Source organism: uncultured Marinobacter sp. (assembly GCF_963974375.1).
Taxonomy (GTDB): domain Bacteria; phylum Pseudomonadota; class Gammaproteobacteria; order Pseudomonadales; family Oleiphilaceae; genus Marinobacter.
This window is the reverse complement of record NZ_CAXBDN010000052.1, coordinates 1-19,164: the sequence shown is the minus strand read 5'-3', so window position 1 is coordinate 19,164 and position 19,164 is coordinate 1. Positions and strand designations below refer to the sequence as shown.

Genomic DNA, 19,164 nt, shown 5'->3' with positions numbered 1-19,164 from the left:
GGGTCATTGCCGGCTGAAGCCGGCAACGGCGGTGGTCCGGTAACCGCACTGGGCGCAGCATCCGCGGATTCGTCCACCCACAGTCCGCGCTCTGGCCAGAACAGAATCATCAACACAACGGCGTTGATAACCAGCGCAAGGGTCAGCCAGGCGGCGGCCGGGATGCCCCGCTTGCGGCCCCGGTGAATCATCCGGATCTGCTGACCCAGATCCGGCACCCGTCCCTGTTGCCGCTCGCTTTCCGATTTTTTCAGTGCATCCAGGATATATGACATGTCAGCCCCGCCCAGCTTCCGGGTCTGGCCGCAAGCGCGGCAGATCCGGTTCCAGATCGTTGTTCATCTGGATCAGCGTCATTGCTCCGACCACACCATCCGGTTCCAGTCCCTTGACCTGCTGGTACCAGCGAACCTGCTCTTCGCGCACCAGCCGGCTCACCCGTTCGATTTCCCGGTCGTCGGAGGTGTGCATACCGACCAGCTGCATCATCCGGGCACTGAGCCAGACCCCCTCGGTATTCTGTGGGCCAGCCTCCACCTCGTCGGTCATATAGGGCGGCAGCCGCCAGAGTATGGAAAACTGGCCAAACCAGTATTGCTCAAGATCTGCGAAAGCCACGTCAAGACTGCCCTCAGGCTGCATGATACGAGCCCGGTCACCGTCCAGCGACGCCAGGGTCACATAATGCCGTTTGCCCTGAAGGTCCCGCAGCTCCAGCACCGCCGGACGATCAAGCTCTTCAACGCTGCGGCGGCTGCCCTGGCGGTGCAGACAGCGCAACCGGGTTGCTGCAGCATAGTCGCAGGCAAACGGGCTTTGGCGCTGATTCCAGTTTTCGCCCCACAAACGAAACAGCTGGTTATAGGCCTCGGCAGTGGTCATGCCATGCTCTGCGATGGCAAACGGCGCCAGATCCATGGGAGCCTCAGAACCCTCCCGGCCCTGCCTACCAGTCTCATCGCCCACCGCTGTCGACACCCGCTGGACGGCGCCGGTAATGGCGTCGTCGGTGCCGGCTTCCGGGGCGACAGCGGGCTCCGACGTGCCCCCCTCCGCCAGGTTATCTGTGGCTACCAGCTCAATTGGCGCCGCATTCACCAGTGGGTTGCGGTCCTCCCGCTCAATCACCGCGACAGCGATGACAGCCAGGGCGACGATCGCGGTGGATATGGTCAGGTAGCGTAATAACGGCGAGATACCACCGTCACCCGGTTTTCCGCCATTAACGGCACCCACCTCCTTGGCCGCCGCCCGGATGTGCCGAGCTTCGACCAGGTGAACACTCTCGGTATAGGCACCCAGCAGTGCCCGGTCGCTGATCAGGTTAATCAGGCGCGGCACACCCTGACTCTTCCGATACAGCGTCCGCACCGCGCCCGGGGTAAACATATCCACTTTCACCCCGGCAACACCCTGCCGGTAGTGGAGATAGGCGGGCAGCTCCTCTTTTTCAAGAGCGTCAAGATGATAGCGAGCGGTGACCCGCTGGTTGAGCTGGCGCAGTTCCGGCCGCTCAAGAATGTCCTGGAGCTCCGGCTGCCCAAGCAGGACAATTTGCAGCAGTTTTTTCTCAGCGGTTTCGAGGTTGGTCAGTAACCGCAGTTGCTCCAGCACCTCGGCCGACAGGTTCTGGGCCTCGTCAATCATCAGCACCTGATGACGGCCATTGGCGTGGGCCGTCAGCAGATGCTGGTTGATGCGATCAACCAGCGGCTTGATGGTGGCGTTATCCGGATACAGCACACCCAATTCATCACAAATGGCCGCCAGTAATTCCCGTGCGGACAGTCGGGGATTGAGAATCAGGGCAATATCAACATGCTCGGGCACGTTTTCAATGAAACAACGGCTCACCGTGGTCTTGCCGGTACCCACTTCGCCGGTCACGACAATAAAACCGCCCTGCCCCTGCACGCCATACATCAGGTGCGCCAAAGCTTCCTTGTGGCGCTCACTGAGGTACAGGTAACGAGGGTCCGGGGCAATGGAGAACGGGGGTTCCCGAAATCCGAAAAAATCGTAGTACATGAGCATCCAGTCAAGGGCCAGCCGGTGTTATCGGGCCCATCCCTTTCGTGCGAAGGCCCGCCAGTTCTCGCGGTATCATACCGCCGGAATCAGATCACTGTCATCCGGCACAGTGACCGTCAGCCAGTTGCCGGATTGCGAGTCTCAGAAATCATCAAGCATCAGGTCTTCATCATCGCCGTCCGCGAACGGATCGCCCTGGGACTGGCCATCATTGATCTGGAACTCACGTCGCTGCAGGTAGGCGTTACGGACGAAGACGTAACGATCGCCGGAGATGAACTGTTCAGCGGGAATCAGGTCGGCACGCATGTCCACCACCTGAACGCCCCGGGCATAGTAACGGTCCGGACTTTCGACCGCGTCCCAGGCCGACGGCAGGGTAAACGTGTCGACGCCGAAACCGGTAAAATCCCGCGGGTTGGAGGGGCCCAGAAACGGCAGCATCAGGTAGGGACCTGAGCCGACACCCCAATAGCCGAGTGTCTGGCCAAAATCTTCGGAACGCGCCGGCAGATCAAAGGCGGTAGCAACATCAAAAATGCCGGCCAGGCCAAACACCGTATTGAAGGTAAAACGGCCGGCCGCCACCACCGCCGACTCCAGCTTCAGCTGCAGGACGCTGTTGGCAAAATTACGGACTTCCTTCAGGTTATCAAAGACATTGGTAACCGCCCGGTCAGCAAAACCGGGCATCACCGTGCGATAGCCTACCGCCACCGGACGCAGGAACCACTCGTCCACCGTTTCATTGAAACCGAACACCGTCCGGTTCCAGTCTTCCCACGGATCTGTCTCGGCACCCTGTCGGGTAAACGACGGATCCTGCGGCGAATCCCCGGCAAAAGGGTCCTCGGCCAGGGCTGGCATCGAAAACAGCAACACCAGGAGTAACGACGCTGGTCTGACAAACGGGCTGAGCATCAAACAATTCCTTGAAACATGGATCCCTTAAACCGGGAAAACCGCCACCGGGTCATCGGCGTCTGACAACCACACTGCCAATGGAGTAGCCAGCGCCGAAAGAGCAGATCACACCCAGTTCGCCGCTGCTGATGTCGTCATGATGCAGATGAAACGCAATGATAGAACCGGCAGAGCTGGTATTGGCGTACTCATCAAGAATGACCGGCGCTTCTTCCCGGCTGGCATCACGACCCAGTACCCGCTTGGAAATGAGCTGGTTCATTCCCAGATTGGCCTGATGCAGCCACATCCGGCGCAGGTCGCTGGCGGCCAGGGAGAGGCTGTCCAGGTGAGCCAGAATCAGTTCGGCCACCATGGGCGAGACTTCCTTGAAGACTTTACGTCCCTGCTGCACAAACAGTTTGTCAGCCTTACCCACTCCGGATTCATCGCCGCGGTTCAGAAAGCCGAAATTGTTGCGGATGTTGTTGGAGAATTTCGTCTTGAGGTGGGTGCCCAGGATTTCGAAACCCTTGCCAGCCTCGACCCGATCACTGCGCTCAACCAGCAACGCCGTGCAGGCATCACCAAAAATGAAATGGCTGTCACGGTCGCGGAAGTTCAGGTGACCGGAACAGATTTCCGGATTCACCACCAGCACCGCGCCCGCAGTGCCGTTTTCAATGGCATTGGCTGCCGCCTGCAAACCAAAGGTGGCCGAGCTGCAGGCCACGTTCATGTCATAGGCAAAGCCATCAATACCCAAGGATTCCTGCACCTCGATAGCAACCGCCGGATAAGCCCGCTGCAGGTTCGAGCAGGCAACAATAACGGCATCCACATCGGCCGCAGTGCGCCCGGCACGGGCCAACGCTTCCTGGCAGGCTACCAGGGCCATTTCACACTGAATGGAGGGTTCATCGTTGCTGCGGTCGGGCAGCCGCGGGCACATGCGCTCAGGATCCAGAATGCCTTCCTTGTCCATCACATGGCGGCTCTTGATACCAGAGGCCTTTTCGATGAATTCGGAGGATGACGGCTGTAACGGTGCCATATCGCCACGGGCAATATCGTCAGCGTAACGTTCGTTATGCAGTTCTACAAACCGGTTAAAGGAGGCCACCAGTTCGTCGTTGGTAATGGTAGCTTCTGGCGTAAAAAGACCGGTTCCACTGATAATTGCTTTGATACTCACAGGTAACCCCGAATCGGTTATGGGAGAGACTGACCGCTCTCCTGTGTGATGGAAGGTGGAATTCCGTTTCAGAAACACATTGGCGGATCTTATCACAAACGTTGCGGCTTGCCTGTGGCAGTGATGCCCTGTGAACCCACTGACCAATGTCCGGTCAGGGCCGGACCTGCTGCCACTGTTTATCAAGGCGCTTCACGGACACCGGTACCGCAGTACCCAGTTGCTGAGCAAAGAAAGATACCCGGTATTCCTCCAGCATCCACCGGTACAGGGTCAGTTCCGGATCCCGGATACCCTGGCGCTGGTGTTGTTCCTGTTTCTGCTGAAAGCGACTCCACAAAGGCTCAATGGTATGAAGGAATTCCCGTTCGCGGCCCATTTCCCGGGGCATTTTCTCATAGCGGATATCCGCGGCCTCAAAATACCGTGGAAAATGCTCCAGCCATTCCGGCGGCGTATTGATCAGAAAGCCCGGATACACCAACTGCTCCATCTGAAATTTCAGATCCGCCATACTGTTGGCGAGCGCCAGGTTGATCTTGCCTTTCAGTTTTTTCATCACCCGCTGGTAACCGGTCATCACCTGATGCAGCTGCTGGTCTGCGGCTTCCAGGGCCGGCAGGAAGTCGCCACGGCCACGGTCATAAACCTCGGCAAAGGCCTCCGGGTCACGGGGTAAACGCTCTGACAGAAAGTGGTTGGCTGCCGTTGCCAGAAGAAAGTCATCCAGCAAAACTCTGGCCTGCCCTACGGGCGCGAACATCAGTGCCGACTGCTTGAAACCCTTCAGGCGGCTGTCGATCCGGTCCAGGGTATTGCCGAGCCGGTGAATCAGTAACCGGGCAATGGCTCGCCGGGTTGAGGCTTCGGCCGACAGCGGATCCAGGAAACGTGTCCCTCGCACGGTATCGCCCAGATCTTCCAGTCCGGGATAGACGGTGACCTGCATGCCACCACGATCGGTCTGCAGGCTGGGCGCCAGGATTCCGAAGACCCAGTCACGGCTGGCGGGTGCGTCCCTGCCAACGGATTCCGATTCAACACTGGCCAACGCCTCTTCGGCCTTTTTTTCCAGGGTTTTCTGGAGATTGTCCACGTCCCGGCCCTGGGCAATGACCTGGCCGTTGTCCGCCATAACTTTGAGATTCATCCGCAGATGCCGCGGCAACTCCCCGATATTCCAGTCCGCCGGATCAATCCTGACGCCGGTCATCCGCCGCAGGCGATCGGCCAGGGCTTCCGTCAGCGGCTGCTCTGAGGGCGCCATGCTCTCCAGTGCCCGGTCAACAAAGTCCGGCACCGGAACAAAATTCCGCCGAATGGACTTAGGCAATCCTTTTACCAGCGCGATGCACTTCTCCCGCACCAGTCCCGGCACCAGCCATTCGAGCCTGTGCCCGGGCAGTTGTTTCAACGCCATCAGCGGCACCTGCAGGGTGACGCCATCATCCTCGCCGGTGGGCTCAAACTCATAGCTCAGAGGGTAGCGGGCACCCTCCCACTCCAATTCGTCGGGGTACTGGGTAAGCGCATCATCACTGAGGTTTCGCTGCAGCACATCCTGCTCGGTAAGCTCCATTCGTCGCAGCTGGTCTGCAGGCAGCGCTTTCCACCAGCTCTCGAAATGGCGGCCGCTGACCATGTCCGCCGGTAACCGCTCGTCATAGAAGGCCACCAGCTGTTCATCGTCCACCAGCAGGTCTCGCCGGCGGGTTTTACGTTCAAGGTGTTCAACGGAATCCAGCAACTCACGGTTACGGGCAATAAACGGCGCCCGGGACTGGAAGTCTCCTTCCACCAGCGCCCTGCGGATAAACAGCTGCCGGCATTCCGCGGGATCAATGGTGCTGTAGGCAATACGTCGCCGTGGAATCACATCCAGCCCGTAGAGGCTTACCCGCTCAAACCCCATGACCTGAGCCCGTTTCTGCTCCCAGTGCGGCTCTGAATAATGGCGCTTGACCACATGCTCACCCAGGGGCTCAACCCATTCTGGCTGAATGCGGGCCACCATGCGGCCGAATACCCGGCTGGTTTCGACGATTTCGGCCGCAACAATCCATTTCGGCCCGGTTTTCGCAACCTTGGAGCCGGGAAAAATCATCAGTTTGCGATTTCTGGTCGCCAGATATTCCTTTTTCTCCAGCTTGGTGGCCACCTGCCCCAGCAACCCTGCCAGCACCGCCTTGTGTACCGTGTCGTAGGTTGCCCCTTGCTGATTGATGCTGAATTTCTGCTCCCGGCACAGCAAGGTCAGCTGACGGTGAACATCGCGCCATTCCCGCATCCGCATCCAAGACAGAAACTCCTTCTTGCACAATCTGGCCAGCTGATTCTGGGACAACTCCTGGCGCTGCTCCTCGAACCATTTCCACAGGTTCAGCAGGGTGACAAAATCCGAGTCGGGATCATTCCACTTAGCATGGGCCTGATCCGCCGCCTGTTGCCTGTCCTGGGGCCGCTCGCGGGGGTCCTGAACACTGAGGCCGGCGATGATTACCAGCAGCTCAGCAAGACTGCCCTCGGTGCTGGCCGTCACCAGCATGCGCGCCAGCTTTGGATCCAGCGGCAGGCGGGCCATGCTGCGGCCGAGGGCGGTGACCTTGCGGCTGCCACTGACCGCACCCAGCTCTTCCAGCAGCTTGTAACCATCATTGATCTGGCGATTATCCGGAGCCTCGAGAAACGGGAAATTGCGGATTTCCCCAAGACCCGAGGTGGCCATCTGCAAAATGACGGAGGCCAGATTCGTTCTGAGAATCTCCGGATCCGTGTATTCCGACCGACTGATAAAGTCCGCCTCATCGTAGAGCCGGAAACAGATGCCCGGAGCCACGCGCCCGCAACGACCGGCACGCTGGTTGGCACTGGCCTGGGAAATGGCTTCCACAGGCAAGCGCTGGATTTTGGAGCGCACCGAGTAGCGGCTGATTCTGGCAACGCCGGTATCAATGACGTAGCGAATACCGGGCACGGTCAGGGAGGTCTCAGCAACGTTGGTGGAGAGCACGATCCGGCGCCCCCGGTGAGTCTGGAAAACCCGGTTCTGTTCCTTGTTGCTCAGCCGTGAGTACAAGGGCAACACTTCGGTATGTCGCAAATCCGCATGGCGCAGCTGCTTGCTGAGGGCACGGATTTCACCTTCACCCGGCAGAAATACCAGTACATCGCCGGGGGGCTGGCCGGCACTGCGCTCGTGCTGCTCGATTTCGTCGAGGGCCTGGGTGATACCTTCACTCCAGCTCTGGTCGCGATCGTCGGCATCGCCCATCAGTGGACGATAACGCACATCCACCGGGAAGGTCCGGCCGGACACTTCAATCACCGGCGCGTTGTGGAAAAACTGGCTGAAGCGGTCCACTTCGATGGTGGCTGAGGTGATTACGATCTTCAGATCGGGCCGCTTTGGCAGCAGTTGCCGGAGGTAGCCCAGCAGGAAATCGATGTTGAGGCTGCGCTCATGGGCCTCGTCAATAATCAGGGTGTCGTAGCCATCCAGCATGCGATCGTGCTGGATCTCGGCCAGCAGAATACCGTCGGTCATCAGCTTCAGGCGGGAGTTTTCTGAGGTAGTGTCAGTGAATCGCACCTGATAGCCCACCTGATCGGCCATCGGCGAACCCATCTCCTCCGCGATGCGCGCCGCGACACTGCGGGCCGCAATTCTCCGGGGCTGGGTATGACCAATAATGCCACGGGTTCCACGGCCCGCGTTCAGGCAGATCTTCGGCAACTGGGTGGTCTTGCCGGAACCGGTCTCGCCGGCAACAATGATGACCTGATGCTTTTCCAGGGCGTCGCGAATGTCATCCACCCGCTCGGATACCGGCAAGCCTTCCGGGTAGCTGACCGGTTGATGTGCCTGGCGGCGTCGGGCAACCCGGGCCAGGCCCTGCTCCAGCCACTGATCCAGCTTCTCCCGGTCAGCGGCCGTTGGCCGGTACCGGGTTTTCTCCAGCAAGCGGCGGATACGGGCGGCTTCCCGCTGATTGCAGTGTTCCAGCAAGCCCGGAATATTCTCGACGGCAAACCGTGAGCCGGTTTTATCAGGGCTTGTGGATGTGGTGTCAGAGCTGCTCATGAAATTCCCGGGGTGGTTCACAGGGCGGTATTGTAGCGGATGCATCGGATTTTCGAAAAACAGACAGGAAAAAACCCCGCCAGGCGGGGTTTTTCAGGGACACACAGGATGCCCTGACAGCAGGCAGCCTGCCAGAAGCAGCGATTAACCGCGCTTCTTCAGTTCCTCATCGCGCAGTTCGCGACGCAGTATCTTGCCAACGTTGGTTTTCGGCAGCTCGTCACGGAACTCGAACTCCTTGGGAACCTTGTAAGCGGTCAGCCGCTCGCGACAGAATTCCCGCAGCTCCTCTTCGGCCAGATCCGGTGCAGATGGCACCAGGAACACCTTGACGGCTTCGCCACTCTTCTCGTCGGGGACACCTACAGCGGCGCACTCCAGAACCTTCGGATGGCTGCTTACCACATCCTCGACTTCGTTCGGATACACGTTGAAGCCGGAGACGATGATCATGTCTTTCTTGCGATCGACAATGCGAACGTAACCGTCTTCCTGAATCACCGCAATGTCGCCGGTCTTCAGGTAGCCATCTTCAGTAAAGGATTTCTGGGTTTCTTCCGGACGCTGCCAGTAGCCACGCATGACCTGCGGGCCCTTGACGCACAATTCGCCCGGCTCGCCCAGCGGCAGATCCTTGCCTTCGTCATCGATGGTCTTGACCACGGTGTTACAGATGGGCAAACCAATAGTGCCCAGCTGGATGCCACTCGGCGGGTTGAAGGTCACCACCGGCGAGGTTTCGGTCATACCGTAACCTTCACTGATTTCACAGCCGGTGACTTCCTGCCAGCGCTTGGCCGTGGCACTGGTCAGCGCCATGCCACCGGAAGACGTCATCTTCATGTGGCTGAAATCCAGCTTCTGGAAATCTTCGTTGGCGGACAGCGCGTTGAACAGGGTATTGAGACCCAGGAACGAAGTGAACTTGTGGTTAGCCAGCTCTTTGACGAACGCCGGAATGTCACGGGGGTTCGGGATCAGGATGTTGTGACCGCCGGCCTCCAGCATGATGCCGCAGTTCAGGGTAAAGGAATAGATGTGGTAGAGCGGCAACGGCGCAATAATGACCTCCGCACCCTCCTCCACGTTGTCTTCCAACAAGGGCCGGGTCTGAAGCGTGTTCGCCACCAGGTTACCGTGGGTCAGCATGGCACCTTTCGCAACACCGGTGGTACCACCGGTGTACTGCAACACCGCCAGGTCTTCCTGGGTCGGCGTGGCTGAGGTGAACTTTTCCTTGGCACCGGCCGCAAGCACCGCCGGCAGCTTGTGGGCCTGGGGCAGACTGAAGGGCGGTACCATCTTCTTGAGGTATTTGACAGCCGCGTTCATCAGCGTGCGCTTGAGCGGAGAGTGCATATCCGCCAGCTCAGTGACAATGACGTGCTCAATGCCGGTGTGTGGCAGCACCTTCTCGGCGTTGTGGGCCATATTGGCCAGCACCACCAGCGCCTTGGCACCGGAATCATTGAACTGATGTTCCATTTCACGGGTGGTATACAGAGGGTTGGTGTTCACCACCACCAGTCCGGCGCGCATGGCACCATAGACAACAACAGGGTACTGGGTGACGTTGGGCATCTGCACCGCGATGCGATCACCCACTTTAAGATTGGTCTTGTTTTGCAGCCAGGCAGCAAAGTTGCGGCTCTGGATGTCCAGATCACGATAGGTCAGCGTTACGCCGAGCGCACTGAACGCGGGTTTGTCAGCGTATTTTTTGACTGCCTGATCGAACATGTCGACCATACTCTGATATTTGTTAAGATCAATTTCGCGCGGAATGCCGGGTGGATATTTGTCCTGATAGAACTTTTCAAAGTCCATCACCATCTCCTGTCTTGTTGCTTATGATTATAGTAATGCATATACGCGGGCAGGCCCCTTTAGCTTCGGGTTTACTGCACCAACCTGTTGATTACAGGGAATACCTCCAGCCGCTGCTCAACGCCCAAACGAAATCCGGGCGCAAAAACAAGCAGACATAAGTATCAGCCTCAAAGAAAGGCGAGAATATCAGTTTTGTAAGAATTGAGGTAGTTCCGGCTGGCCAAGCCGGCGAGCTGGATTGCCGAATGTGATCCTGCTCTCGAAAATTGACCAGGCTGAATGTCGGAATATTTTACAGCCCGTTCACCGCGGCGCCATTACCCGCCTATAGAAATAATCTATCTTTTTGTTTTTATGTAGATTTATTACATTGGCAAGATATGTGCAAAGTCACTTGTGACGAGACTGATGTCATGCACGTGAGTCTCGTAATATGCCGAGCTTTGCCGATGCGCCCTCAACCGCGTCGGCTTTTTTTTGTCTGGCAATCGTCAAGCCACGGGCGGGGATATAATCGAAAGGGCCAACGGACGGGCAATACAGGCGGATTCTGCCGACACCTTCGACTTTCTGGTGCCGGCAGTGGCAGGGATCAGGCTCCCAGTTGACTCACGCAACGCTGGTGAATCAGTTCTGCAGCTGCTTCGACCGTCATTTCGCTGTCTTCATAGATAGCTGACACCGACTCCTTCAGCACCTTGGCAGACGCCTCGCTGCTGGCATTGGTATCAATGGCCGAGAACACTTCATTGATATCGGCATCGGAATCCCGGGCCTCTACCAGATCGGGTGCGGCAGCTTTCTGGGCTTCACATACCGGGTTGGCAAAGGCAAAAGAGCTGATACCCATACCGGCTGCAAGCAGGCTAACGGCAAGCAATTTCTTGTTCATGGTCAGGTTCCTTCCTGGAAAATCTTCAAAGTAGGAGCCCCGGACTACCGCGCGGGATTCCTTCCCGCAATCCGGGGCATAACAATGGACCGGAACGATCCACGGAAGGATTGAAACACAGTGACCTGTCGGGAAAAAATGTCTGATTTGATGCCAGATACCTGAACACCACGCACTCGCCAGCCCATGGCCAGCAGGGATACCGGCAGGAACAAGGTTCGTGACCGACATCACTGCCGATCACAAACCTGCGGGCCACGGCCGGTCTCCGGTCCGCACACCCGCGCTTCCCCGGACTTATTTGCTCAGATAGCGCATCGCCGATTCCAGGCCTTCCAGAGACAGCGGGTACATGCGGTCTCCCACCAGCTGACGGGTAATTCCCAGCGAGCCGCCCCGGCCCCAGTAACCTTCGGGTAACGGGTTAATCCAGACCACCTTGCGAAAATGGTCGTTTACCCGCTGAAACCAGGTAGCACCCGCTTCGTCGTTCCAGTGTTCGATCGAGCCACCGGGATGGGTGATCTCATAGGGTGCCATGGTGGCATCGCCGATGAAAATCACCTTATAGTCGGAACTGTACTTGTGGAGAATGTCCCAGGTCGGTGTGGTCTCATGAATCCTGCGCACATTTTTTGACCACACACTCTCATAGATGAAGTTGTGGAAATAAAAATATTCCATGTGCTTGAATTCCAGCCTGGCCGCCGAAAACAACTCTTCACAAACCCGGACGTGAGGATCCATGGAACCACCCACGTCGAAAAACAACAGCACCTTGACGGCGTTGTGACGTTCCGGAACCATCTTGAGGTCCAGAAAGCCTGCGTTGCGGGCGGTTGAACGAATGGTATCGTCCATATCCAGCTGGTCAGCGGCGCCCTGACGCGCAAACTTGCGCAGACGACGTAACGCCACCTTGATGTTACGAATACCCAGTGTGATGCTGTCGTCGAGATCACGAAACTCACGCTTTTCCCAGACTTTGACAGCCCGGCCCTGACGACCCTCTTTCTGGCCAATACGGAAGCCTTCGGGGTTGTAGCCATTGGCGCCGAAAGGCGAGGTGCCGCCGGTACCAACCCATTTGTTGCCGCCCTGATGACGTTCTTTCTGCTCTTCCATGCGCTTCTTGAAGGTCTCGATAAGCTCCTCAAGGCCACCAAGAGAGTCGATTTTCGCCTTTTCTTCGTCGCTGAGCTGCTTTTCGAATTCCGCCCTCAGCCAGTCATCCGGTATCAACGCGTCCATCAGTGCATCAAGGTTTTCGATACCTTTGAAATAGGCATCGAAGGCACGGTCAAACTTGTCGAAGTGCCGTTCGTCCTTTACCAGGCACAATCTCGCCAGATAATAGAACTCTTCCATATCTGCAAAAGCCAGCCGCTTCTCCAGCGCCTCAAGCAAATCCAGGAATTCCCGCAGTGTTGCCGGTACCTTGGCACTGCGTACTTCCATAAAAAAATCGATCAGCATGTCGTCCTCCTAACAGAGGCCGTTGGTTCAGTACCGCCGGGACGGCCAGAGGCAACAGCCCCTGGCCGTGACCCTGCCCTCATCAGTTCTTGCGACGCGCCATAAAGGCCAGCTTCTGAAGCAGATGCACGTCCTGCTCGTTCTTCACAAGAGCGCCGTACAGCGGTGGCAGCGCAGTGCTGGTATCTTTCTCCTGCAGCATCTTGCGGGACAGGTCATCCGCCATCAGCAGCTTCAGCCAGTCAATCAGCTCAGACGTCGACGGCTTCTTTTTCAGTCCGGGAACCTTGCGAACGTCAAAGAATACTTCCAGTGCGTCCCGGACAATATCCTGCTGCAGTTTCGGAAAGTGAACATCCACGATGCTTTTCATGGTGCCGTGATCCGGGAACGAGATGTAATGGAAGAAACATCGACGCAGGAAAGCGTCCGGCAGTTCTTTCTCGTTGTTACTGGTGATCACCACGATCGGGCGCTTTTTGGCCTTGATGAATTCCTGGGTTTCGTAAACGTAGAACTCCATGCGATCGAGTTCCAGCAGCAGGTCGTTCGGAAACTCGATATCCGCCTTGTCGATTTCATCAATCAGCAAAATGACCTGTTCATCCGTGTCGAAAGCTTCCCACAGCTTGCCCTTGACGATGTAGTTGCGGATGTCCTTGACCTTCTCGTCCCCAAGCTGGGAGTCCCGCAGTCGGGAAACCGCATCGTACTCGTAAAGGCCTTGCTGGGCCTTGGTGGTGGACTTGATGTGCCAGGGGATCAGTCTCAGACCAAGACCTTCGGCCATTTCTTCCGCCAGCATGGTTTTACCGGTACCAGGCTCACCTTTGATCAGCAGAGGGCGCTGCAGCGTAATCGCGGCGTTAACCGCCATTTGCAAGTCATCAGTCGCTACGTATTTTTCGGTTCCGGTAAACTTCATAGTCTGGTTTCCTGTGTCGCCAAGATTTGATGCATAAATGTATGTAAAGGCGGCGTCTGGCAAGTTTCTGTCGGCGCCGCCGGTTAATCAGCAAGAGATACGAGTATAGGGATTTTCCCGACTACTGATAAGCCAGTTAATCATCTACCCGGTCAGTCACGCTTTTTCGGCTCGTCACGGTTGTCGTCCGGCGCTGTTCCCGGATCGTCACTATCGCTCTCCTGGTCCAGGTCCGGCAGATCATCTATATCGGAAAGATCGAAGTCTTCCAGACCGAACTCGTGATCATCGTCCAGCAGGCTTTCATCAAGCTCATCCAGAACCGGGTCCTGATCCAGCGGTACATCCTCGTCCGGATCAGCTGACGGCGGCTGGCTGGCCAGAATCTCGTCGTCATCCGGTAATGGGGCCTCATCTTCTGCCTCCGGCGTTGCTTCGGCCTCTTCCGCTATGCGCCTGAGTTCCTCCTCAAACACATCAGCCTGTTCCTCGGCCCGGGGCAGATCCTCTTCTTCTTCGGATAGCCCGGCGTCCTGATCTTCCGAAGGTGGCGCTTCCGGCTCAGTCCGTAACTCATCGGCGGACTCGTCATCTGCCGGTTCCGCACTGGCAGGATCCGGCTCGCTGAGCGGCGCCTCTTCTTCGGGCAACGCCATATCACCAGCCGCAACATCTTCAGCAATCGGAATCGCTATCTCATCGTCGTCTTCGACGATTTCTTCCTCAACGTTTTCATCCAGCACCGGCAGCGGTTCGCTGGTGGTATCCCCCGGCTCAGTCTGGTCTGCGGCAGCGCGCCGGCGCCGGACCAGCACAAACAGCCCGGCAAGCACCGCGACCAGGCCGATCAGACCTCCGGCAATCCACGCCTGGTACTGCTGAACCTTTGCCAGTGCCGAATCCAGCCAGGATTCAGCTCCGTCATCAGAACCCGCAGGTTCGGGGTCTGGGTCGGCACTGTCCCCGGCGGCGGCTTCCGGTGCGGCAACTTCTACCTGGCTGATATCGATTGGCGATTCAATAACATCGACTACTGTTTCCTCAACCTCCGGCTCAGCAACCGCAGGACGTTCGTCTTCCGCTGAGCCTGTTTCAACCGGACCTTCCGGTACAACCGGTGCGCTGACAACCCCGCTGTCAGAGGCGTCCGGGTTCAGTAAGGTAATGGTCTGGCGGTACTTGCGGCTGAAGGTCTGACCGTCCGCCTCCACAGCCAACTGATAGTTACCCGGCTCGCTGAGGCGTGCGATGGTGTCACGATAGACGCCATCCTCCGGCGGCCCTGATTCATGGAGAACCCGGCTTCCGGAGCGTCCGTCTTCCGTGATCAGCGTGAGGGTTACCTCAATCACGCCCAGAAAATCCGGGTCCCTGATCCGCGTGTCGGCATCAAAAAAGGAAGCCAACACATCCACCTCATCGCCCAACCGGAACCGGGGCGGTAGCGGAGTGACGACCATCCGCAGGTCACTGACCACGGTTACCCGGCTGCCAGTGCCGAGGTCACCATCAACACGCCAATCGCCGGGGGCGGGATTGGAAATGGTGATCAGGTCATAATCGGCGTCCGCGACCCAGGCCACCTCACCGCGATCGGCACTGCCCACGGAGTAGGTACTGTTGGTGGGCGAGACCAGGGACAGGGATCGCTCGCTGCTGGGCGTATTGCTGAAGATCAGCGCAGTGAACTCTTCCACACCCGCATCAACCTGGAAGGTATTGCCCTCAATCGGCACCTCGTCCTGCGCGACCACCTGGCCGAGAGCATCAGCGAAAATCCGGCTCAGGGCTTCGGCGGTTTCAGCGATGTGGGCTGATCCGCCGGTGGCATCCGCAATCAATCCCATCAGGTCCAGATCTGCCTCTGCCGACAACGCAATGGTATGAACCACCACCCCGGCCTGCTTCAGCGCCGGTACCAGTTCCTCGGCAATGCGGGTGCGCTCGCGGTCGTTGGCCGCCTGGTCCTGAGCAATATCCGCCTTGCCATCGGTCAGCAAAATAAGATGGGTCGGTCCTGGGTAGTCACGGCCAAACCAGTCATCCGTTGCCGCCTCGATTGCACCGCCAAGATTGGTGCGCAATGCTACTGAATTGATCTGCTCCGAAGCCCGGATCATCTCTTGCCGCCAGGCGTCGTCGACCGAACCATGGCCCACCAGCATGTTGACGTCCCGGCCAAAGGTCCACAGACCAGCACCGGCACCATCAGGCAGCAGGCGCGCCAGCAGACGTACGGCAGGCCGCCTGAGGTTGCCGGGGTCATTGACGCGCATGCTGCCGGAAATATCCACGGCGATGCGGACATCGGCATCGGCCGTCACAGGCGCTGCAGGAAGTGCAGTGCCTACCTGGGCCAGGCTGAACGAACCGGTCAACAACAACATCGCTGCAACACAGGCAGTGACCATTCTCAGATCCGGCATTCAGAAGTTCCTCAGCACCAGGGTCAGCAGGACCCGTTTTTATTGTTTATTGTCAGCCAGTCATTGTCAGACAGGCGGCTATCAGCGACGGGTAAAGCGGTAACGCACCAGATCCAGCATCCAGACCAGAGCCATGACGATACTGGCCAGTCCCATGTTGAAAAATGCCCGGGCAGCCTCTGCGGAGTCGCCAAGAACACTTTCGTAACCACCGTACAACCAGGCCGGTACCCACCAGCCGGCCAGGGTAGCCGACTCAACCGGTGTCACCAGAAGCACCAGCAGCAGGGACTTCACCAGGGTTCTGAATCCATAAACAGGTAACCACCGGATCAGACGGGTCATGGTGTAATAGAACACCACGAAGGCCAGGCCGTACAAACCCCAGAACAGGGCGTAGGCCGTCTGGGCCTCGGAATCTATAGTCAGTGCAGACAGTGTTTCAGTCATAAGCTTGGTGAACCCTTCACAGAACCCAGTGAATAATATGTTCTTCCCAGTCATCCTCGGGAACGGTGTCCGCGTGAATAACGCGATTGCGGACGGATATACCCGCGGCCAGTACCGTTTCCGGGTCGCCGGACACCAGCGGATGCCAGGCCGGCAACGGACGTCCTTCCGCCAGGGTGCGGTAGGCGCAGGTCCGGGGCAGCCAGTGGAAGTCAGCCACGGTATCCGCCGTCAGCACTGTGCACTCAGGCACTTTCTGAAGGCGGGTATCATAGGTTGTGCAACACCCGGTATCCACGTTCATATAGGGACACACCAGTTCGGTGTAATAAACGTCGCCGGTATCCTCGTCTTCCAGTTTGTTCAGACAACACAGACCACAGCCGTCACACAGTGACTCCCACTCGGTCTGGCTCATGTCGGCCAGACGCTTGCGCTGCCAGAACGGAATGTCTGCGCTCAAGGGGACTCCGGTGTCGGCTTTTCCCGGAACGACACCACATAACCCGATGACTGTTCCGGCATCTGAAGAAAATAGTCCTTGTCCGCAATTGCCTCCAGCACTTCCCGCCCGGTTGTCCGCGCCAGCTTGCGCTGTGGCGTCAGCACCAGGTCAAGAGCATGAACGGGATTGCCGAAGATCTCCCGCAGGGGCTCGGGCAGCAGGGACCAGTCATGGCCCCGACGCAGGTAGAGATAGGTATCCGCTTTTTTGGCACTGCGGTAGACCGAAACAAACTGTTTTTCACTCATGGGGTCAGTATCGCTCTGATATCTTTCATAACCGCCTCGGTGAGCCGTCCACGCCAGCCGCTGACAAAGATCTGCCAGCCCTGATCATTCTGGTCACCTGACCTGACAATAGCTTCCAGCCGGCGCCGGGGCGCCAGCAACTCCACCGGGATCTCATACTGTTCCGCCACCTTCCCCAGCAGCTTTTTGACCTTGCGATACTGGTCCTGCTGGGGTCGGGTCAGCGGGCGTTCAATGAGCGGGTCAGCTACCTCTTCCGCTGAGCGGGCCTCGGCCACTATAGCCAGCAACACATCGCTGTTACGTCTAGCCACCGGTGGCGGCATGTCCTCTACGGCCGCCAGCGCTGTGGCAGTTTCCGGCAGTTTTTCGGCGATGGCAATCAGGACCGGATCCGCCAGCACCCGGCTGCGCGGCTTGTCGCGCCGCCGGCTTTCGGTTTCCCGCCAGATGACCAGAGCCTTCAGGACACCCTGCTGCATTGGCGACAGATGCCATCCGCCACGGACTTTCAGGTAATAATCTTCCGGGCGCGACTGCGCCAGCTGGTCACTGGCAAAGCGTTCGGACTCTTCCACCAGGGCGTCGGTCAGCTGTCTGGCGTCCAGCTTCGCCAGCAACCAGACAAACAGCGGGCCCAGAAAACGGATGTCGTCCAGGGCATAGCGTTCCTGGGCGGCGCTCAAGGGTCGGCTGATCCAGTCAGAGCGGGTGGCGGACTTGTCCAGAACCTCACCAAACACCTGTTCCACAAGGCGGGCGTACCCCATGGAAAAGCCCTCACCCGCCAGTGCGGCTCCCAGCTGCAGATCGAGCAGTCCCTGAGGCTCCAGTTCCAGCCAGTGCCGGAACAGTTCCAGGTCCTCGCCCATGGCGTACAGCAGCTTGGGGCGTTCCGGGTCTGTCATGACCTGGCGGAACACCCGTGAACCAGCGGCAACATCCGGATCCGCCAGACGCAGGGAGTCGCCGGCACCCAGCTGAACCAGCCCCGGAATCGGATAGAAGGTGGAGACCCGTTCGAATTCGGTGTCCAGTGCCAGCGGCTCCTCGGAATGAGCCGTCAACCAGTCATCCAGCTCGGCAGAAGATGTCAGCCATTGGGGGCGACCGGCCGCAGGCACCGGGGGTACTTCAGGAGATACAATCGTTTGGTCAAAACTCATCAGCTACTCAGTCGGTCAGGGGCTTGCGGCCCCGGAAGGCATGGGTCAGGGTAAAGCCGTCAACGTAACCCAGCTCTCCGCCAACCGGAATACCATGGGCCAGGCGGGTGGTCAGTACGCCGGTGCCGTCAAGCCGGTCGGCGATATAATGAGCCGTGGCCTCGCCCTCAACGGTGGGGTTGGTGGCGAGAATCAGCTCACTGACATGTTCGTCGTGAACGCGGGTCATCAGGCGCTCGATGCCTATCTCGCCGGGTCCGATACCATCAATAGGCGAGAGATGGCCCATCAACACAAAATAGGCGCCCCGGTACTCACCTGCCTGCTCGATGGCCAGCAGGTCGGACGGGCTCTCCACCACGCATAAAGTGCCGTTGTTCCGTTCCGGCGTCTGGCAGATACCGCACACCGGCGTATCCGAAAAATTCTGACAGGATTCACAGCGACGGACACCCGCCATGGCCGCCGTCAGCGACCCGGCAAGACGTTCGCCCCCGCTCCGGCCTTTTTCCAGCAGATGAAACGCCATGCGTTGGGCCGTCTTCTGACCCACACCCGGCAGGCAGCGCAGGGATTCCACCAACTCATCAACCAAAGGACTGAAAACCATGGGTACTCCTGGATGTCACGGAACCGGGTGTCGGACAGATCAGATAGCCAGGCATACGTGCACCTGCCCGGGTATCGGCCGTCAGAACGGCATCTTGAATCCCGGCGGCAGCCCCATACCGGACATCATGCCGGACATGCGGTCCTTTTGACCTTCTTCAACGCGCCGGACGGCATCGTTAACGGCCGCTGCCAGCAGGTCTTCCAGAATCTCGCGATCCTCTGACATCAGTGACGGGTCAATGTCCACCTTGCGTACATCGTGGCGGCCGTTCATGGTCACCCTGATCAGGCCGGCACCGGATTCGCCGACAACCTCGGCCTTGGCCGCTTCTTCCTGAGCCTTCTGCATTTCTTCCTGCATTTTCTGGGCTTTTTTCATCAGATCGCCCATGCCGTTCATCATCGCGTGTTACCTCCTGCCGAT

Annotated in this window: 15 protein-coding genes and 1 pseudogene; all 16 read right to left on the bottom strand. The window is 58.3% G+C overall.

Annotation, left to right across the window (positions count from 1 at the left end; translation table 11 throughout):
* Positions 1 to 275 (bottom strand): annotated as a pseudogene (locus tag AAC035_RS06545) (hypothetical protein); the annotation flags it as partial.
* 1 nt (position 276) lies between these two features.
* Positions 277 to 2,028: an AAA family ATPase gene (locus AAC035_RS06540; protein WP_339801525.1), complete on the bottom strand. Its 1,752-nt coding sequence runs from the start codon at positions 2,026 to 2,028 to the stop codon at positions 277 to 279.
* Between the two features lie 144 nt (positions 2,029 to 2,172).
* A complete protein-coding gene (locus AAC035_RS06535; RefSeq protein ID WP_339801522.1) occupies positions 2,173 to 2,952 on the bottom strand; it encodes a VacJ family lipoprotein in 780 nt (259 codons plus the stop codon).
* A 52-nt stretch (positions 2,953 to 3,004) separates the two neighbouring features.
* Entirely contained in the window at positions 3,005 to 4,129 is a 1,125-nt protein-coding gene (locus AAC035_RS06530) for a beta-ketoacyl-ACP synthase III (RefSeq protein WP_339801519.1), read from the bottom strand.
* Between the two features lie 154 nt (positions 4,130 to 4,283).
* Positions 4,284 to 8,210, bottom strand: coding sequence for an ATP-dependent RNA helicase HrpA (gene hrpA / locus AAC035_RS06525; protein WP_339801517.1), 3,927 nt, complete (start codon positions 8,208 to 8,210; stop codon positions 4,284 to 4,286).
* A 144-nt stretch (positions 8,211 to 8,354) separates the two neighbouring features.
* Positions 8,355 to 10,037 carry an AMP-binding protein gene (locus tag AAC035_RS06520; protein ID WP_339801514.1) on the bottom strand — a complete coding sequence of 561 codons (1,683 nt, stop codon included), beginning with the start codon at positions 10,035 to 10,037 and terminating at the stop codon, positions 8,355 to 8,357.
* Between the two features lie 595 nt (positions 10,038 to 10,632).
* Complete coding sequence (locus tag AAC035_RS06515) at positions 10,633 to 10,932, bottom strand: hypothetical protein (RefSeq protein WP_339801512.1); 300 nt, start codon at positions 10,930 to 10,932, stop codon at positions 10,633 to 10,635.
* A 297-nt stretch (positions 10,933 to 11,229) separates the two neighbouring features.
* Positions 11,230 to 12,408: a VWA domain-containing protein gene (locus AAC035_RS06510; RefSeq protein ID WP_339801509.1), complete on the bottom strand. Its 1,179-nt coding sequence runs from the start codon at positions 12,406 to 12,408 to the stop codon at positions 11,230 to 11,232.
* Positions 12,409 to 12,490: 82 nt separating this feature from the next.
* Complete coding sequence (locus AAC035_RS06505; RefSeq protein ID WP_339801507.1) at positions 12,491 to 13,333, bottom strand: MoxR family ATPase; 843 nt, start codon at positions 13,331 to 13,333, stop codon at positions 12,491 to 12,493.
* Between the two features lie 152 nt (positions 13,334 to 13,485).
* Complete coding sequence (locus AAC035_RS06500) at positions 13,486 to 15,759, bottom strand: VWA domain-containing protein (RefSeq protein ID WP_339801504.1); 2,274 nt, start codon at positions 15,757 to 15,759, stop codon at positions 13,486 to 13,488.
* 81 nt (positions 15,760 to 15,840) lie between these two features.
* The gene (locus AAC035_RS06495) at positions 15,841 to 16,209 is read right to left on the bottom strand and encodes a hypothetical protein (protein ID WP_339801501.1); all 369 of its coding nucleotides are present in this window, start codon (positions 16,207 to 16,209) and stop codon (positions 15,841 to 15,843) included.
* A gap of 16 nt (positions 16,210 to 16,225) precedes the next feature.
* Positions 16,226 to 16,672, bottom strand: a complete 447-nt coding sequence (locus AAC035_RS06490; RefSeq protein WP_339801499.1) for a YcgN family cysteine cluster protein — start codon at positions 16,670 to 16,672, stop codon at positions 16,226 to 16,228.
* Entirely contained in the window at positions 16,669 to 16,962 is a 294-nt protein-coding gene (locus tag AAC035_RS06485; protein WP_339801496.1) for a YcgL domain-containing protein, read from the bottom strand. The genes AAC035_RS06490 and AAC035_RS06485 overlap by 4 nt, the downstream gene beginning before the upstream one ends.
* On the bottom strand, positions 16,959 to 18,128 hold the full coding sequence (locus AAC035_RS06480) for an HRDC domain-containing protein (protein ID WP_339801493.1): 1,170 nt from the start codon (positions 18,126 to 18,128) through the stop codon (positions 16,959 to 16,961). The genes AAC035_RS06485 and AAC035_RS06480 overlap by 4 nt, the downstream gene beginning before the upstream one ends.
* A gap of 7 nt (positions 18,129 to 18,135) precedes the next feature.
* Positions 18,136 to 18,738, bottom strand: coding sequence for a recombination mediator RecR (gene recR / locus AAC035_RS06475; protein ID WP_339801490.1), 603 nt, complete (start codon positions 18,736 to 18,738; stop codon positions 18,136 to 18,138).
* Positions 18,739 to 18,819: 81 nt separating this feature from the next.
* Positions 18,820 to 19,143, bottom strand: coding sequence for a YbaB/EbfC family nucleoid-associated protein (locus tag AAC035_RS06470; protein ID WP_339801488.1), 324 nt, complete (start codon positions 19,141 to 19,143; stop codon positions 18,820 to 18,822).
* Positions 19,144 to 19,164: the final 21 nt, after the last annotated feature.